The organism is Blastococcus sp. PRF04-17 (assembly GCF_023016265.1).
Classification (GTDB): Bacteria; Actinomycetota; Actinomycetes; order Mycobacteriales; family Geodermatophilaceae; genus Blastococcus_B.
The window spans coordinates 1,531,590-1,548,420 of record NZ_CP095412.1; the positions used below are offsets into that span (position 1 = coordinate 1,531,590).

A 16,831-nucleotide genomic window follows, 5' to 3' on the forward strand; every position below is an offset into this window, starting at 1 on the left:
TACCCCGCCGGCCGGCTTCGGCCGCCCTGACCTGACCGCCTTCGCGTCTCATCCCAATCGACCCTGATCGAGTCTGCTGACCCCCTCGACGAGAACGCAGCGACATCACAGCCACCCGACCCCGACCGTCCGGGAAGCCGGGGCACGTCACATGGCCTGTGCTGCGGGCGTGTCGAGTGGGTCGTCCAGGGGCGACGCAGGGGCGTCGACGCGACGTGCTGAGAGGTGGTTCCAGTCGAGCGCTAGGACACCGGCTACAGGCATGGCGATAGGTCAGGAACGGCGTCGCTCCCTGCGCAGGAGGGAGCGCAGAGTCTCGGCGTTCGCGTAGCCGACCCGTAGCGCGATCTCGGCGGAGGTGAGGTCCGTGGTTGCTGAGAGGTGCCGAGCTCGTTCGATGCGAAGCCGTTGGACGAAGCCGAGCGGAGTGAGGTTGAGCGCCGCACGGACTCGTCGTTCGAGGGTGCGCCGGCTGGTGCCGAGCGACTGCGCGACGAAGGCGACGTTGAACGGTTCGTCCAGGCGGGCGCGCACGAAGCGTTCGAACTCGACGACGATCGGGTCCTCGTGCCGGAGATGTTCGTAGGCGACGAAGGCCGCCTGCGACGGGCGCTCGTCGATGATGAGGAGCTTGGCGACATGTTGGGCCAGGTCGGGGCTGATCGATCGCACGAGTGAGAGCGCGAGGTCGATGTGGGCGAAGGCGGCGCCGGCGGTGACGAGGTTCCCGTCGACCACGACCATGGTGTCGAGATCGAGGGCGACGGTCGGATAGCGCTTCAGGAACTCCGGCCCCAGGAACCAGCTGGTCGTCGCCCGCCGATGATGCATCCGTCCGGTCTCGGCGACAGCGAACACGCCGGTGCACGCTGCGGCGATCCGGGTGGTCGCGTCGTCGAGGCGCCCGAGCGAGGCGATGACCGAACGAGCATCTCGGCTCTGGAGGGCGTCGTTGGTAGCGGCGGCCGTGAGGGTTCCAAGCGCAGGGACGACGACCACGTCGAACTCTGCGGACTCCGACAGCGGGTGGTCCACCGACAGGGTCATCGATGCCGTCGTGGTCACTCGCCGTTTCGGTCCGAGGATGGCGAGTTCGATCGGGTCGATCCGCGGGTCGACATCGCCGCGGGCTCCGTCGGCCACCCGCACGATGTCGATGACCGACGCGACCGCCGAACCGAAGCAGCCGTCGATCGCGATCAGTCCGATACGCATGGCGCGAACAATAGCAATACTGCCGTATACGCCACTTCTCACATGCCCTTGCTCGTCATACGCTGAACTCGCTTCACCAAGAAACCTCGACACCTAGGAGAACCCCTCATGTCCACACCCGCATCACTTCCGTATGCCTTCGTCGCCAAGATCGTCGCGGCCGATGGACAGCACGACGCGCTCGCCGATCTGCTCGCCGGCGCTGTCGCGCTCGCCAACGAAGAAGTAGGAACGATTGTCTGGTTCGCGGTCAGGACCCACGCCGACACCTTCTGGATCTTCGATGCATTCCCCGACGAGGCCGCTCGCGAAGCCCACGCCAACGGCGCCATCGTCGCAGCCCTGATGGCCAACCAGCACCTCCTCGGCGCAGCACCCGAGATCCTGGCGGCCGACGTCCTCGCGTCCAAGCTCCCGTAGTCCGCCAACGCACGAGACGATCGCGCCCCGCCGAGCCGTCGCCAGGTCGCGACGCAACGCCACGCTGCGTTGCCGAGCGGTGCGAGGCCTATCGGCACACGGACAGGATGCCGGCCGCGAGCGCTCAGCCGGCGAGGGGTCCGTCGCAGAGGAGAGCGACGTCGGTGTCGGGCAGAGCCGTGAGGCCAGCGCATCGCGCGACCACCAGAACCGAACCGCCCCTGCCCTGCGTTTGCGCAGGTCAGGGGCTGTTCGCCGGAGCCGCCTGTCGGAATCGAACCGACGACCTAATCACGTCGGCTTTGCGTCTATCGCTTGATGCGCCCACTGGGCGAACGAGCCGCTGACCTGCGCAAACGCCGAGCGTGGGGGACGCCGCCATCCGGTGGTGACCGACGACGACCGACCAGTACCGACCGTTTCACCGGAGCTTGCGGCGGCGTCGAAGCCGAGCAAGCTCCATTCCTTTAGCTCACCGCGCCCTCCTCCTCGCCGGTCCCGTCGTCGTCGAAGACGTTTCAGGGGTCTTCTCAGATGACGGTGTAGGTCGGCCGGGCGCGTCGGTCCGCAGATAGACGTCGAGGTCTCCCGACGACGGAGGTTCCTACGCCATCCATCCGAAAGACCTCGACGTGTCCGACGCTACCCCGCCGGCCGGCTTCGGCCGCCCTGACCTGACCGCCTTCGCTCGACTCGACGGCCTCGGTCTGAGCGTGACCGGACAACGACTTGAACCGGATCGTGCGGTCCTCGCGTGCCGCGTGGTGGAACCAGATCAGTGGTGCCGACGGTGCGGCAGCGAAGGCGCTGCTCGTGACACCGTGATCCGGCGGTTGGCCCACGAGCCGCTGGGCTGGCGACCGACCGTGCTGGAAGTTGTAGTGCGCCGCTACCGCTGTGCCGACTGCGGACACGTGTGGCGCCAAGACACCAGCGCCGCGGCGGAGCCACGCGCGAAGCTCTCGCGCACCGGGCTGCGGTGGGCGCTGGAAGGGATCGTGGTCGCACACCTCACCGTCGCCCGTGTCGCCGAGGGACTCGGGGTCGCGTGGGACACCGCCAACAACGCGGTCCTGGCTGAAGGCAAGCGGCTGCTGATCAACGACCCCACGCGGTTTGAGGGCGTGAAGGTCATTGGCGTCGATGAGCACGTCTGGCGCCACACCAGGCGTGGCGACAAGTACGTCACCGTGATCATCGACCTCACCCCGGTCCGCGATGGCGCCGCCCAGCAAGGCTGCTGGACATGGTCGAGGGCCGGTCGAAGGCGGCGTTCAAGACCTGGCTCGCCGACCGCGACGACGCCTTCCGTGACGCGGTCGAGGTGGCCGCGATGGACGGCTTCACCGGGTTCAAGACCGCCGCTGCAGAGGAGATCCCGGACGCGGTCACGGTGATGGATCCCTTCCACGTCGTGCGCCTGGCCGGTGACGCCCTCGACAGGTGCCGGCGCCGGGTCCAACTCGCGATCCACGGGCACCGTGGGTTCAGGGACGACCCGCTCTACAAGTCGCGGCGCACGCTGCACACCGGCGCGGACCTGCTCACCGACAAGCAGAGCGATAGGCTACGCGCGCTGTTCGTTGATGACGCTCACGTCGAGGTCGAGGCGACCTGGGGTGTCTACCAGCGCATGATCGCCGCCTATCGCCACGAGGACCGGCAACGTGGCCGCGAGCTCATGGAGAAGCTGATCACCGACCTCAGCGCCGGCGTCCCCAAGGTGCTCACCGAGCTCACCACCCTGGGCCGGACCCTGAAGAAGCGAGCCGCTGACGTGCTCGCCTACTTCGAACGACCCGGCACCAGCAACGGGCCGACCGAGGCGCTCAACGGACGGCTCGAACACCTGCGCGGCTCCGCACTCGGGTTCCGCAACCTGACCAACTACATCGCCCGAAGCCTGCTCGAGACCGGCGGCTTCAGACCCCAACTCCTACACCCCCGATTGGGATGAGCCAGTTTGGCTGGTTGAGCCATTCGGGGTTGAATCGGCCTTCGTTTGGCTTCGCTGCGATGTGCAGCATTTGACCAGCTGCGATGAACGTGACTAGATCAGCTCCCAGGAGCTCGGTATCCCAACCATCGCGGACCACGCGCAAGTCGCGCTTTGGCTCCGTGTGCTTAAACAGCGCGATGGCGCGAGTCAGCTCGTGACGGACCGGCAGTTGATACTCGAGCTGCTCGCACAGCCGCAGGAAGAACCCGGCCACGGGTCCGTTGTAGCCCTCGACCACCTCGGGGTCGTCGAGTTCGTTGTAGGCCTCGTTGCACGCGACCAGGTCAGCGAAGATGGCGTCTTTTCGGTGCTCGTTGCCGTAGGCAAGGCTGACCCGGGCGATCTCCGCGAGAGCCCAAGGCGAGCCGAGGCCGCGCTGGCCCTCCTTCATCCAATCGGCAGGCTGCATGCGCGTCGATGCGAACTGCGCGATCAACGGCATCAGAGCGCTCGGTTTGTGCCTGCGCACCCGGGCGATGAACTCTTCGTCCTTCACGTGGCCATCGTGACCGACGGCTCCGACACCAAGGGTCGGAGTTGCCCCGCAAGACGAACCCTTACCGGGAACGCCGCAGATCAGATCGGATGCATCGGACTCGGTGTCCCGTAAGAACCGCCCGAGAGAATGCCCGGTGATGGGAGGCTATGCGGGACACTCGTCTGAAGCCACGGGTGGCGACACTGCAACTGGCACTGCCGCGCTGGGCCGGCTCGGGCCGTCCCCGGCGGGCAGGGGGGACTGATCGTCCTACCGCCGTTCGGACGGCTACTGGAAGTGTTGCAGGTTCGTCGGTCCTTCCGTAGCGGTCCGTACCTCCGACCGCCTCCGTCGTTGGTCAGCCGGCCCTGTTAATCCACTGTCGGCGGAAGAGGATCTCGGCGGTTCTGGGTGGCAGGTCTTCCTCGACCTCAGCGTCGTGGTTGGCCAGGATTCGGGCGACGTAGGCGTCCGCCTCAGCCCGGTTGTCCTGCGCGTCGCAGGCGGCGACCAGGTCGAGCAGCGGCACGTCCTCGTAGCTGCCGGCTTTCAGTGCCACGTGAGCGGCGGCTGCGGCGAGCTCGGGATCGCCGGCGGCGAGGTGGTGCGTCGCGACGGTGTGCGCGACGTCGACGATCATGGCGGCGTACTCGTGGTCCAGCCGGGAGTTCTCCTCGACCAGCCAGCTGTAGCCGCCGGGCGCACCCTGCCGAGACGGGGGCAGTTCGAACGGCCGCCCGTTCACCAAGTCGAGAGCGGCCTGCAGGTCGGCTATCCCGTCGACACCGCGGGCCAGCCCGCGGACTCGCAGTCGACGGAACAGCTCGGCGTCGATGAGGACGTCGTCGATGCGGTAGCGGCCGACCCCGCCGGCCGTGACCCCGGACGGGAGGTAGTCCGCACCGGTCGCCGGGTTGGTGCCCAGCCAGGCGCGCACGATCGAGATCGACTGCCGCACCTTGGTCTTGCCGACGACATCGGGCTCGTTGGGCCAGATTGCCGTGGCGTATCGCTCGCTGGTCACACCGCCGGGCCGGGTGGCCAGGTAGGCGACGATCTCGGTGTAGAACTGCCGCCGCGGGTTGCGCTCGGGCAGCGTGCCCTGCGCCCGTACTTTGACCGGGCCGAGCAGGGTCAACTTCGGCCGTGGGCAGGACGGGTCGGCCCAGTCGGCTAGGTCGGCGTCCAGGGCAGGGTCGGCGGCCTCGACCTGGTCGCGGATGTGCTCGTCGGTGGCCGGAGCCAGTGCCTGCAGGTCCTGCTCGGTGGTCGCGGCGTGGTCCAGGTAGGTCTGCGCGGACAGCGGTAGCACCGAGTTGGTCATCCAGGCCGCGGCGCCTGCCTGGTGGACCACCGGCACGTCGTCCGCCTCGGCTGGCGCAGGCGGCTGCCGCTGGCCGGCGTGGGACGGGTCGACTCGGAGGCCGCCGCAGGCATCGGCGTGCTCGTCCCAGGATGCATCGCCGCGAGAGGGTGGGACCGGGCGGTCGTCGGTGACGGCAGCCAGCGCGAGCACCTGGGCCAGCTGCGCGGCCTCGTCGGCCGGGATCTGCTGCGCGATCAGCTCGACTCCCAGGGCGGGGATCCTGAGCATGCCGGTCTCGTCGACAGTCAGCTGCCAGCGGGCGGCCTCCGCGTGGTCTTGGTCGTCGATGAGCACCAACGCGGCGGCGCTGCGGGCGCGCTGCTGCTCCATGGCGATCATCAGCCGTTCCAGCCCGGCGCTGTCCTTGGCGACGTCCGGGGCGATGAGCAGCACGTACGGCGCCCACGCGTCGCCGGCCACGTCGCGCAACCGGCCCGACAGCACGTCGACGTCGGCGATATGCATGGCCTCGGTGACCGACTCGAGCCGGCCGTCGAGCGCAGCGATCGCCTTCTCGACGTTGTCCGTGTAGGTCAGCCGGTCGGGGTTGACCTGGGCCAGCTCCTTGCCGAAGCCGACCAGGGTCACCTGCAGCATCTCCGACCAGGTGTTGTGCGCCAACTCGGCAGCGAGGAATCGGGCCAGGTTCAGGCAGCGTTCGGCGTCCCCGGACAGGGACAGGGTCGCGACCCGTTCCAGGTCGAGCAGCCAGTGCTCGCCCTCGGCGGTGTAGCCCACCGATGTGAGCATGGGGAACGGTGCGAAGAAGTACGCCCGCTGGTGCTCGTCATAGGTCAGCGGGTCATCGCGCCGGATTGACCAGCGGGTGCCGGCCGGGTTCACCGTCCACGGCTCCGGGGCCTCCGAGGCCGGCTCGGTGAGTACCAGGGTCAGGACGTCGTCGGTCATGCAGGCCGCCACCACGTCGGGCAGACGAGCGCCGTCGACCTTCGCCAGTGCCTGCACCAGGGCGCGCAGCGCATGGTCCAGCCAGGTGACGTCGGCACTGCCTACGCTGCCGACCTCCTGCAGTGCTCGTTCGACGTGGAACAGCTCCGGTGGAGTGCTGCCGATCGTGCGGCCGGGACGTCGCTGCCGGAACTGCCTGCGACGGTAGCGCAGCAGCGCGGTCAGTGAGGCTCCGGCCAGCAGCAGGCCGCCGCCGGCGGCGAAGGCGATCAGCGGCAGCTCCGAGGTGCTATCCGTCGAGGTCTCGTCGCGCCTCGCGGGCGACGGCTCGGCGCTGTTCGGTGCAGCCGTGGGAGGCGAGTTCGGGGCGTTGGTGGCCGGACCGGGCCCAGCCGGAGGCGGTGCATTGGTGCCTGGCGTGGTGGGGTCAGCTGGAGGGGCGCTGCTCGGGGCTGGCGCTGAGGGCGGTGCCGGCTCGGTCGTGGGCGGTGCCGGCTCGGCTGCAGGAGGCGCCGGTGCGCTGGGCGCAGGCGTCGCGGGACTGGTCGGGTCGGGAATGCTCAGCGTCCAGCCCGGTCGGATCAGCGACGGGTCGGTGAAGGTGGCACCTCCGGGCTGGCTGCGTCCCCGGTTGAACTCCCAGGCTTGTCGCCAGTTGTGACCGCTGCCGGTGATCTCCTCGGTGAGGTCCCACAGGGTGTCGCCGGGTTCCACCGTGACGTCCTCGACAGTCATCGCGGTGTTCGGGGCTGGGCCCGTCGGCGGCAGGCTGACCGCGTCGGGCGGCAGGACCAGCACCGTGCCCGGGAAGATTTCGTTGTCCGGACCGACCGCGGTCGGGTTGAGCTTGGCGATCTCCGGATACCGCAGCGGGTCCCCGAGATGCCGCTCGGCCAGCGCCCACAGGGTGTCCCGGCGCTGCACCTGGTAGGTCGTGGTCGCGGCCGGAGGCGCGTGCTCGTCCGGCATCGAGTACGCGACCGGTGTCTGCCCTGTGACGAGCACGCTGGCGTACTGCACCGAGCCCGGGACTGCAGTGGAGGTGGCCGCAACCGGCAGCGGCGGCGCCGTTGCGGTGGATGCGGGGGCGCCGCCCGCCAGTGGAGCGACGGTGAAGCCGACCGCCACGGCGGTGACCAGGGCGGCTGCTGGCCGCTGGAAGATTCCCAGCCCGGGGAGGGCCGGAACCGGCCGTGCGCGGGCGAACGCCACGATCTCCGCCACTGTCGCGGCGGTGAACAGTGCCCAGCACACCCACACGCCGGCCGCGAGAACAAGTCCAGCGAGCTGTCCGTTGTCGCGGGACGTCAGGACGGCGCCGACCTCGTCCAGCGACGGCAGGCTGTGCGGCACTAGATGCAGCACCGCCATCAGCACCGGTACGCCGACGACGACGGCGAGCAGCGCCACGAGGGCACCCGTGGCCTTGAGCAGGCGGGCGGCGTGGCCGGTCACGACAGGCCCTCACCGCTGGTGACCCCGACCAGCAGCTGGGCGGTGTGCACGCGGGTCTGGCTGACCGGGATGCCGAGCAGAGGTGTCGAGTCGGTGACGGTCACGCTGACCTCGACGATGCCGGGGCCGGTGACGGTGACCGTGCCGGTCGCACCGGCCTGGTCGAGATAGGAGCGGGCCGCGGTCGCCGCCAACTGCGCGTCGGTGCTGCCGCCGGTGGGAACCGGGCCGATGGCGATGCTGGCCGCGCGAGCTGCCTCAGCCGAGTACGTGTCGGCGCGGTTGGCGGCCTTGATCGCGGTCCCGGCGTCGACGAGTGCGGTGACCAGGACGCTGGTGATGAGCACGATGAAGCAGAACAGCACGGCCACCGAACCGCGGTCGTCCCGGAGCCGGGCGCTGGCGTTCGAGTGGCGTGTCACGACAGATCCCGGGCTGGGTCGAGCGGGCTGGTGGCGCTGTCGTGCAACGTCCGGGAACCGAATGGAATGGACAGATCGAATGGACACGGATGGATTGATGCTGGAGAGTCGAGTGCGGAATCATGGAGTGTTGATGCTGGACTCATGCCGAGTGTTCATCGAATGCAAGGTGTGTTGAATGGAATGCAAAGTTTGAATGGAAACAGAAGGGCCCGAGTCGCATCCAGGCATCAAATGGATGGAATGCTGGAACGGGTTTTGTTCAAGCGAGCATGGAAGTCATCGAATGGAATGGAGTCTGGAATGCAGTGGAATGGTCTTCATCATCGAGTTTCCAGTCATCAAAGGGTCAAATGGATGTCATCGAGTCTCATGCAAGGTTCAAAAAGCCAGTGCCAGCAAACGGCAGAAGTGTTCTTTTTTTTCACAAATGAGCCACACTTGATTTTGCAGCTGTAGCAAGAAGCCATGGCACTGCTGGCTGTTTACAGCAGTAGAATGCACCTGAGACCTGTGGTTTGCAGCCTGACTGGCTGTCACAGAGCGATGTTTGCGCGAGTTTGTCGAACCAGAGTTCCAAGTCCAGGGCGCCCCAGCGGCAGCAGCCCAGCCCTCAGCCCTCAGAAGCCCAGCCTCCTCTGCAGGGATGCAGCAGCATGGAAGTCCTGATGCACGGCCATGCATGAACACGTCCTACAGCATGACGATGATGTTGTTTATCAAAAAACAGACGATGACAAAACAGCGATCCAGCAACCCACTTGAGCAGCTCCCGCCCCGCCTGCGCCACCAGTTGGGGGGAGCCCGGCGCGATGGACCGCGCGGCGAGGATGCCGCACGGTTGGGAGTACGCGCCTCGAGCATGGAACCGCCGCCGGTTCTACTGGAACAGCGACGTCTTGCTGGCCACGAAGGCGATGGCCGCGGCACTGACCGCGCCGCCCAGCGCGATGGCCAGGATGACCATGAACGCCTTCTCCGAGGAGTCCGAGCCTCGGTCGTCAGCGACCTGTTCGGCGCGCAGCCAGGCCAGAACCGACAGGGACACGACAGACAGGGCGATGACGCACTGCGCCACGACGGCCTCCGCACCGCGGCGGATGGTGGGCTGGAACATTGGAAACCTCCCGGTAGGCGGTGCGGTCAGGACGAGATCCCGAACATGCGGAGCATGAAGGGGACGAGCACGAACAGGGTCAGTCCGGTGACCAGCAGCGCCAGCGGGCGCGACATCCGCTCGCTGACCTGGTTGGCCTCGGTACGGGCGTCGGACAGCTCGGCGTGCCGAAGCGTGCGGGCGCTGGCCAGCAGGGTGTTGTAGACCGAGGCGCCGTCGGCAGCCACTGCCGCGATGTCGGCAAGGTTCCGCAGCTCGGCGACCTGTAGCTCCTCGCCGAGGTCTCGCAGCTCCCCCCACGGTTTGCGGCCGGACAGCGCTGCGCGGCGGATGGCCCGGCGCATGCGGACGAATGGCATGCTGCCCGAGATTTCGGCGGCCTCCTCCAGTGCCTGCTCCACCGAGCCCCGCGCCCGACGTTCACCGGCCACCAGGGTGAGGAAGGACTCCAGGTTGCTCCGGAACTCCACCCGTGCCTTGTCCGCCGCCTCACGGGCCTCGGCCGAGGGCAGGAACCACCCGACGACGGCGATCCCCAGCCCGACCGCGGCGGGCAGCACGAAGGGCACCGGAACGTCGAGCAGCAGGAACACCAGGCCGAACAGCGACGGAGCGAGCAAGCCGGCGAGCGCCAGGGTCAGCTTGCGGGCCGCGAGCTGAGCGGGGGTCCAGCCGATGATTGCCAGGTCGGCGTCCGAGACGCCCAGATGCCCGTCCAACGCCCGCGCCACCGGCACCGGCAGCCAGTCCCACCGGTCTCGGGTGGACGTCGTCACCGCCGGCGCCGTTCGGACGGTCGGCTCGGCCGCCAACTGCTCCAGTGCGGCCGCCAGTGACGGCGGCGCCGGACGCAGTGCACGGACCGCGAGGACGAGGCCGCCCGCGATGAGCATCCCGGCGAGAGTGGCCGTCTGCAGCCCGGTCACCGGTGCACCGGAGCCGGGTCGGGATCGAAGAGCACCCGCGGTGGCTTGACCGGATCGGACAACCGGCGCATCCACCGCAGCGACGTCGCGAAGATCGCCACCACTGCCAGCAGGGCGATCTGCCCGAACGGCGTCGAGTAGCCCGACATAAAGGTCCGGGCGAACAGCGTCATCCCGACCACCAGCACCAGGGTCACCACGACGATGGTGCGCATGTTCGACCGCGGCTTGGCGCGTTCGGCCTCCACCTCACGGACCATGCGGGAGCGGTCGTCGAGGTCGGCGGCCAGTGCGGTGAGCACTTCGGCGAGCCCCGGCCCGCCGTTGCGCTCCCGCAGGATGAGCACCATGGCGATCTTCTCGGCGGCCGGGTCGTCGATCTCGCGGGCGAACTGGCGCAGCGCCGTCTCGGTGCCCTGTGGCCCCATCCTGGTCACCAGGTTGGTGACCGCCGGGGCGATCGGCTCCGGCACCGAGCTCAGGGAGCGACGCAGCGCATCGCGCGTCGACCCGGCAGCCCCTGAGCTGATGAGGTCGGCCAGCCGCCGCGTCCAGTCCGCCAGCGCCTCGGACGTGGCGATCAGTCGCTTGGCCGCCTTGCCGCCGCCGAGCACCTTCGGGATGAACACGACGCCGCCGGCAGCGCCCAGCGCCGCGGCCGGCCAGCCGGTGACCAGCAAGACGAGCACGCCGGCGGCCAACGCACCGAGGATCAGTGGAGTGGCTCCTCGCCGCGAGGACGAGCGCACCGACGGCGAGCGCTTCGGCAGGAAGGAGACGCCGCGCACCGCCCCGACGACGCCGACCAGGCCGGCCGAGAGCAGCAGCCCGGCCAGGGTCAGTAGCAGCCCACCGGCGGTCACGACGCACGCTCGCGGCGGCGGGGACCGGTGTGCCAGTCGGAGGCGCCCGGGTGCAGCCAGTTCAGGTCGAAGCCGACCGCGGTGAGCCGTTCGGCCAGTGACTCGCTGAGCATCCCCGGCCCGGTGGCCTGGGCGCGCCCGTCCTGGGCGCGCGGCGCGAAGATCGGCTTGAGGTCCGGCCGACCGGAGTCGCCGATCGGGCCGAGTTCATAGATGCCCGAGACGTACCGGGCGTAGTCCCGGTCGCGATTCACGTGCACGACCAGATCCAGGGCGGCCAGCGAGCGCAGGACCAGCTCCGGGGACGGGGCCGGATGCGCCCTCAGCGCGTTGATGAGCACCTTGTCGAACACGCCGGCGGCTGACGGCGAATGGATCGTGCACATGACCGACGAGATGCCGCTGGTCGCGGCCTCCAGCAGATAGGTGACGTAGGCGCCGCGGACCTCCCCCACCAGCACCCAGGTCGGGGACGCGCGCAGCGCCAGGTGCAGCGCATCCCCCATGTCGAACCCGCCTCGGCCTTCGGCGTTGGGCAGCCGGGACTCGAACGGTCGGCACACCGCGTGCCGCCGGACCAGCTGCCGGCGGTCGGGATCCCACCGAGGAAGGTGCAGACCCAGCTCCCGCTCGTCCTCCACGGTGATGACCACGTTGTTCCACGGAATCGCGTTGCCCAGCGCGCGCAGCAGCGTTGTCTTGCCAACTCCCGGCGCGCCGCTGACCAGCGGAGATGCGCCGGTGAGGATCGCGGCATGCAGGAAGGCGCGCACCGGCGAGTCGACCATGTTCATCGCGTGCAGGTCGTCCAGGCTCGGATCACTGAACCGGTGCACTCGGATCACCCCGGCCGGGCGCGGCAGCACGTCCATAGCCGCCTGCAGCCGGGCGCCCAGCTCGGTCACGCCCTTCAGCCGCACGTTCAGGATGGGACTGGCCGAGGAGAACTCGCGGCTGGTCTGACCGTCGTCCGACCTTGAACCGATCGACCGCAGCAGCTGCTCGAGCTCCTCGTCGCTGGAGGCGATCGCCGGCCCGGGCACCAGTTGGCCGCTGGCCATCCGCAGCATCGTCGGCTCGCAGCCCTCGAAGTGGATGTCCTCCACGTCATCCCGGGCCATCAGCGGAGCCAGTCGCCCCAGCCCGTCCAGCTCGGCTAGCACGGCCGCGAAGATTCTGTCCTCGGTGGTCACCGCCGGCGCCGAACGGCCGCGGTTGGCCTCGTGCAGCAGCCACTGGTCGTACTCGTCGCGGATCAACTTCCGGGTCAGCTCGCGCCGCGGGCCCGGGGCGTAGTTCCTGTCCTCCGCGGTCAACCGGGTCGATACCCGGTCGCGCAGCTCCACCACGACGCGGTACTCGGTGCTGGTGAGCTCCCTGGTATCGGCTGGCGTCGCGTCGACAGGCGCGTCCACCGCAGCCAGCGGCTCTGGCGGCGGCAGCGGCGGACGCTCGCGGGCGGGCCGCGACAAATCGGCGGCGGCAGGCACTTCCAGCCGCGGAGAGGCGGTGTCCTCGTTCCTCATCCGGCCACCGCCTCGGCGACACGGGACGCCTCCGTCGAATTGGTCAGCGTCTTGGCCAGGGACGACGCCGCGCGCAGCAGCGCCGACCGTTGCAGCGTCTTCGGACTGACGCTCGCGCCGTCGGAGAGCGCCTGCGCTGCGGTCCGGTCGTAGGGCAACGTGCCGGCCAGCGGTAGCTCCAGCGCCTTGGCCACTTCGCCGGCGGAGTACGGCCCGTCCCCGACCACGAGTGCGGTCACCTTCGCCAGGTCACCGAGCTCGTGGCGCAGTCGCAGTCTCGCGTCCTGCGCCGCGTGCACCGACCGCACGCTTGGCCGCACCGCCAGCAGTACCCGGTCGGCGGCCCGCAGAACCGGCCAACAGCCCCGATCGGCCACCAGTCGTCCGGCGTCGACCAACGCGTCCCGCCCGACCGACGCATTCGACGTGCGCAGAGCCGACGCCAGCCGCTCCCATGCCTCGGCGGTGAAGGAGGTGCCCTGCGCGGCGGTCGTGAAGCCCGGCATCAGCCACACCTGCGGCTGCTCGGGCAGCTGTACCGCGTGCTCGGCGACCATGGTGGCGGCCTCCATCGCCGGGATTCCCCGCCGGGCTGCCGTCGACCACGACAGCAGTCCCCGGTCGGCGCTGATCCGGCCAGCCAGCAGCCCCGGCGCCATGTCCCCGCCGGTCGGGTCGCAGTCGGCGACCAGCAATGGCCCGCGCCACGCCAGGGCCAACGCCCAGGTCGAGGTGGTCACTCCGGGCGCCGCCTTGCCCGAGGCCACGACGGTGAGCATCAGCTCACCGCCCCGCCGGCAGCAGGATCAGCGCCAGGTTGCCGGTCGAGGCCAGCTCGGCCACACGCACGCCGTCGTCCGCGCTGACCCGCACGTCGATCACCGTCAGCTGTGTGGCCTGGTTGAGCGGCCCGACCTCGACGACCGTCGCGTCGATCGGCTGATCGGGCGCGCCGTTGGTCTCGCCGGTCGGAATACCGCTGCCACTGGTCGAGCCGGTGCTGCCGGGCGTCGCCACGATCAGCACCTGCTGGCCTGGGTTCAGCCCTCTGGACGGGAACTGCCCCTCCCGCATGGGCAGGGCGACCAGCATCTCCCCCGCCGCGAACCCGCTGTCGGGGCCGACCTGGGCGCCGGTCAGCAGCTCTCCCCGGCTCAGTGGCACCTGGGCCACCATCCCGACGATCTGGGACCGCTGCGAGGCAGGGATCGGTGACAGGTTGGGATCGGACGTCACGTTCGCGACCGCCAGGTCCTCCGCGGTGATCGTGGAGCCCATTTGCACGTCCCGGGCGACTGCCAGCACCTCGGTGCGCGCGGTGAGCATCTGGCCGGCTGCGAAGGCCAGCAGGCCACCGAGCAGCACGACCAGCACGCTCAGGACCAGCGACTTGCGGCTGGCACGTCTCCTCGCCGCTGCGCTTCGCACCGGAGGAGCCGGCGGCGGCGCGGCCTCTGGCGCCGGAGCCGGACGGCGCCCGGCCGCTGGCGACGCCACCCCGTCGACCCGCGTTGTCACCTGATCACCACCGACTGCACCTCCGCCACCGCAAACGTCGCGTTCGAGGTCGTCGTCAGATCTGGCAGCGTGCCGGTGGCGCCCGTCGACGACGTCCAGGTGACCGACCACTGGATGCCGTACGTCGCCGTCACTCTCTCACCGGGCTGGTGGATCGATGACTGCGGGTACCGATAATCACAGCCGGCCGGTGACGCGGCCCACACCCCGTCGCCCGGCTGCCACGCCAGACCAGGACCGGGGCACGACACCGCGGCAGCCCCGTCGCCCGGCGTGAACGACAGCGCCGTCGGCGTCACGCTGACCTCGGCCCACACGCCTCCAGCGTCGGCACGCGCGGTCAGCGTTCGGAACGATCCCGGGTCGGTCCAGAACCAGGTGTAGGCGTTCACGACCGTGAACGGCTGCCCGTCCTGCAGGGTGCCTGCCGGATACCGGCCCGTCGTCGGTGACGGCACCGTCAGGGTGCTCAGTGCCTGTCGCGCGAGCTGTGCTGGATCGACTGCGGCCGGAGCCGCCGGCGGGGTCGCCGACCAGAAGGTGAAGCCGTTGGTACCGGGGAACGCCCCACCGCCGGTGTAGAAGAGGCAGCTGTAGATGGCGCCGTCCGTGCGACCGCCCCAGATGGGTGAGTCTTTCGGAGGCTGTTGGGCCATCGCCTCCGCGTAGCACTGCATGTCCTGCACCCACCACGCCTGGCCGTCTCGGCAGGGTATAGCGGCACCGGGGGGCGTGACCGTGCAAGCAGCCGCCGGCGTGCCGCCAACGCCGTCGGGCGTTGTCGCGGCCGGTTGGGGCGCCGTCCCACGGTCATCCTCGGCCGTCTCGACTCCGACTACACAGATGCCGTGGGAGTCGTACTGCTGGCAGGTCGCCGGATCAGCCACAGCAGCTGGCGGAAGGACCAGCGAGATGCACACGCACAGCAGCACACCCGTCAGGGCGAGGACTACTCGTCGCATGACTCCGCCTGCCTGTTCGGAGCCTCGCTGACGCGCCATGACGATGTCTCCGGATAGTCCGGGTTCACCACGGTGAGTTGCTGGATGAGGTACCGCGGACGGTCGGGAGGCACGATCGACTGCCCGGTGGCGTCGACCGCGTCGACCTGGCTCACGTCGACGCAGGCGGTGACGACGACGGTCGGGAAGACAGGTGACGGCGAAGCGGCGGGACTGTTCGAAAGGTCGACGCTGACGGCAGACGTAGTCACCAGCTGCGACCGACCGGTCTGGCGGTAGCGCTGGGAGCGGAACTTGCCGATCGCCGTGGCCTGGGCCGTGGCTTCCGGAACCACCGCGACCTGGTGAATACCGTCGAGCGGGAGTGACGGGTCGAGGTACAGGTCGTCGATCGTCCGCAGGTACTCCGGGACGAGTTCGACCGCCGCTGCCTGCGCTTCGTCGGCGGGGCTCGGAGTGGTCGGCGACGGGCTGGGCGTCTGGGAGGTCGACGTCCCGGGAATCGGCGAACTCGACGAGCCGGGTTCGGACGACGACGAACAGCCCGAGGCCGTCAGCGCCAAGAGCACCGCAGCTCCCCCGCCGCCGCCCGTATCACCGTCACGCCTGATCACCTCCCCGCGCGTCACCGTCCGTCGACCGAGGTTGCCCTCCGTATTGAGCGGACGTGTGACCGCCGTCGCCTTCCCACCCTTTCGGGTGACAGTTCGTCCCTGGCTCCGTCATTCGCCCTCCCCGTCTGGGTGTATCGCGCGCTGATGACACGCTGCCGCACCGCAAGCTGGGGTGGCGCAGATATCCACAGGGGTCGGCGCGGCGAGGAAAAGGACGAGATCCCTGTGGAGGTCGAGGATGGCCGCCAGCGGATGAACGGCACGTGGATGGTCGCGTCGGCGGCGGGAGCGCTGGCCGGCGCCGCAGCGACGCCCTGGCTTACTACGCATGGGCTCGCGCAGCTGGCGCGGATCGATGCTGCTGGTCCGGGCCTGGCGCTGGCCAGCGCCGTCGCCGGCGGCGGGGCGGGAGCCGCGGCGATCGTGACGTCCCACCGTGCGGAGACGTGGTGGCTGGTGCCTGCGTTGCTGGTCTGGGGATGTGCCTTGGTCGCCGCGGCCTCCTGCGATGCGGTCACCCAACGCATCCCGACACCACTCGTCCGACAGGCCGCCGTCGGCACCGGTGTGCTGCTGACCGTCGGTCTCGCCGTGCACGGTGACTGGCGCGGCGTGCTTGTCAGCGGCGTCGCCGCTGCGGCGGCGGGAGCCGTCCTGCTGTTGTGCTGGCGGTTCGCGGGAGCTGGGTTCGGCGACGTCCGCCTGGCTGTGCTCGGTGGTCTGGGTCTGGGACACGCCACGCATCGCGGCTTGTTGTTAGCCCTCGCCGCCTTCTCCTTGATCATCGTGACGCAGGCCGTGGTCACCTTGATGCGCGACGGGGACCGCCGGGGCACCTTTCCCTACGGCCCTGCCCTTGCGGCGGGCTTTCTGCTCGCGGCCACTCTCTGACTGTGACGTCCTGCGAAACCGTCGGCGGCGGGTTTCCCGAGCAACATCTATGGCACGGCAGCAGGGCGCCGGTCCCAACTGCGCGATTTCATCGCTACTTCCACCATCTGGCAAGGCGCGCAGGACGAGCTCGGCCACGCTGCTCCGGTG

14 protein-coding genes and 1 pseudogene are annotated in these 16,831 nt (G+C 69.4%); 3 read left to right on the forward strand and 12 right to left on the reverse strand.

Annotated elements, in window-relative coordinates:
- Positions 1–273: 273 nt before the first annotated feature.
- Positions 274–1,257 carry a GlxA family transcriptional regulator gene (locus tag MVA48_RS07735; protein ID WP_441300207.1) on the reverse strand — a complete coding sequence of 328 codons (984 nt, stop codon included), beginning with the start codon at positions 1,255–1,257 and terminating at the stop codon, positions 274–276.
- Between the two features lie 66 nt (positions 1,258–1,323).
- On the opposite strand from MVA48_RS07735, the gene MVA48_RS07740 reads away from it, so the two are divergent.
- Together MVA48_RS07740 and MVA48_RS07745 are read left to right on the forward strand one after the other, a co-directional pair.
- Complete coding sequence (locus MVA48_RS07740) at positions 1,324–1,635, forward strand: putative quinol monooxygenase (RefSeq protein ID WP_211730893.1); 312 nt, start codon at positions 1,324–1,326, stop codon at positions 1,633–1,635.
- A gap of 632 nt (positions 1,636–2,267) precedes the next feature.
- Positions 2,268–3,592 (forward strand): annotated as a pseudogene (locus tag MVA48_RS07745) (ISL3-like element ISPfr2 family transposase).
- Here the strand turns inward: MVA48_RS07745 and MVA48_RS07750 are convergent.
- From MVA48_RS07750 to MVA48_RS07800, 11 genes are all read right to left on the reverse strand, one after another.
- Positions 3,558–4,130, reverse strand: a complete 573-nt coding sequence (locus tag MVA48_RS07750) for a hypothetical protein (protein ID WP_246987532.1) — start codon at positions 4,128–4,130, stop codon at positions 3,558–3,560. The pseudogene MVA48_RS07745 and the gene MVA48_RS07750 sit on opposite strands and share 35 nt — an antisense overlap.
- Before the next feature lie 340 nt (positions 4,131–4,470).
- A complete protein-coding gene (locus tag MVA48_RS07755; RefSeq protein ID WP_246987534.1) occupies positions 4,471–7,842 on the reverse strand; it encodes a LysM peptidoglycan-binding domain-containing protein in 3,372 nt (1,123 codons plus the stop codon).
- Positions 7,839–8,264, reverse strand: coding sequence for a hypothetical protein (locus MVA48_RS07760; protein WP_246987537.1), 426 nt, complete (start codon positions 8,262–8,264; stop codon positions 7,839–7,841). Before MVA48_RS07760 ends, MVA48_RS07755 begins: the two co-directional genes overlap by 4 nt.
- A gap of 880 nt (positions 8,265–9,144) precedes the next feature.
- Positions 9,145–9,381 carry a hypothetical protein gene (locus MVA48_RS07765; protein ID WP_246987538.1) on the reverse strand — a complete coding sequence of 79 codons (237 nt, stop codon included), beginning with the start codon at positions 9,379–9,381 and terminating at the stop codon, positions 9,145–9,147.
- 26 nt (positions 9,382–9,407) lie between these two features.
- On the reverse strand, positions 9,408–10,307 hold the full coding sequence (locus tag MVA48_RS07770) for a type II secretion system F family protein (protein WP_246987540.1): 900 nt from the start codon (positions 10,305–10,307) through the stop codon (positions 9,408–9,410).
- The gene (locus MVA48_RS07775; RefSeq protein WP_246987542.1) at positions 10,304–11,170 is read right to left on the reverse strand and encodes a type II secretion system F family protein; all 867 of its coding nucleotides are present in this window, start codon (positions 11,168–11,170) and stop codon (positions 10,304–10,306) included. The genes MVA48_RS07770 and MVA48_RS07775 overlap by 4 nt, the downstream gene beginning before the upstream one ends.
- Positions 11,167–12,696 carry a CpaF family protein gene (locus MVA48_RS07780; protein ID WP_246987544.1) on the reverse strand — a complete coding sequence of 510 codons (1,530 nt, stop codon included), beginning with the start codon at positions 12,694–12,696 and terminating at the stop codon, positions 11,167–11,169. The genes MVA48_RS07775 and MVA48_RS07780 overlap by 4 nt, the downstream gene beginning before the upstream one ends.
- Positions 12,693–13,475 carry a hypothetical protein gene (locus tag MVA48_RS07785; RefSeq protein WP_246987546.1) on the reverse strand — a complete coding sequence of 261 codons (783 nt, stop codon included), beginning with the start codon at positions 13,473–13,475 and terminating at the stop codon, positions 12,693–12,695. Before MVA48_RS07785 ends, MVA48_RS07780 begins: the two co-directional genes overlap by 4 nt.
- A 4-nt stretch (positions 13,476–13,479) precedes the next feature.
- On the reverse strand, positions 13,480–14,124 hold the full coding sequence (locus MVA48_RS07790) for an SAF domain-containing protein (RefSeq protein WP_246987548.1): 645 nt from the start codon (positions 14,122–14,124) through the stop codon (positions 13,480–13,482).
- Positions 14,125–14,210: 86 nt separating this feature from the next.
- Positions 14,211–14,900, reverse strand: a complete 690-nt coding sequence (locus tag MVA48_RS07795; RefSeq protein WP_246987550.1) for a hypothetical protein — start codon at positions 14,898–14,900, stop codon at positions 14,211–14,213.
- Positions 14,901–15,163: 263 nt separating this feature from the next.
- Positions 15,164–15,745, reverse strand: coding sequence for a hypothetical protein (locus tag MVA48_RS07800; protein WP_246987552.1), 582 nt, complete (start codon positions 15,743–15,745; stop codon positions 15,164–15,166).
- Between the two features lie 174 nt (positions 15,746–15,919).
- Here MVA48_RS07800 and MVA48_RS07805 point away from each other — a divergent pair, with 174 nt between their 5' ends.
- Positions 15,920–16,681, forward strand: coding sequence for a peptidase (locus MVA48_RS07805; RefSeq protein WP_246987554.1), 762 nt, complete (start codon positions 15,920–15,922; stop codon positions 16,679–16,681).
- Positions 16,682–16,831 lie beyond the last annotated feature (150 nt).

Bases quoted from the DNA above. Each gene is read 5' to 3' on its own strand.
- MVA48_RS07780 (WP_246987544.1), bottom strand. From the start codon at position 12,696: ATGAGGAACGAGGACACCGCCTCTCCGCGGCTGGAAGTGCCTGCCGCC.
- MVA48_RS07765 (WP_246987538.1), bottom strand. From the start codon at position 9,381: ATGTTCCAGCCCACCATCCGCCGCGGTGCGGAGGCCGTCGTGGCGCAG.
- MVA48_RS07740 (WP_211730893.1), top strand. From the start codon at position 1,324: ATGTCCACACCCGCATCACTTCCGTATGCCTTCGTCGCCAAGATCGTC.
- MVA48_RS07785 (WP_246987546.1), bottom strand. From the start codon at position 13,475: ATGCTCACCGTCGTGGCCTCGGGCAAGGCGGCGCCCGGAGTGACCACC.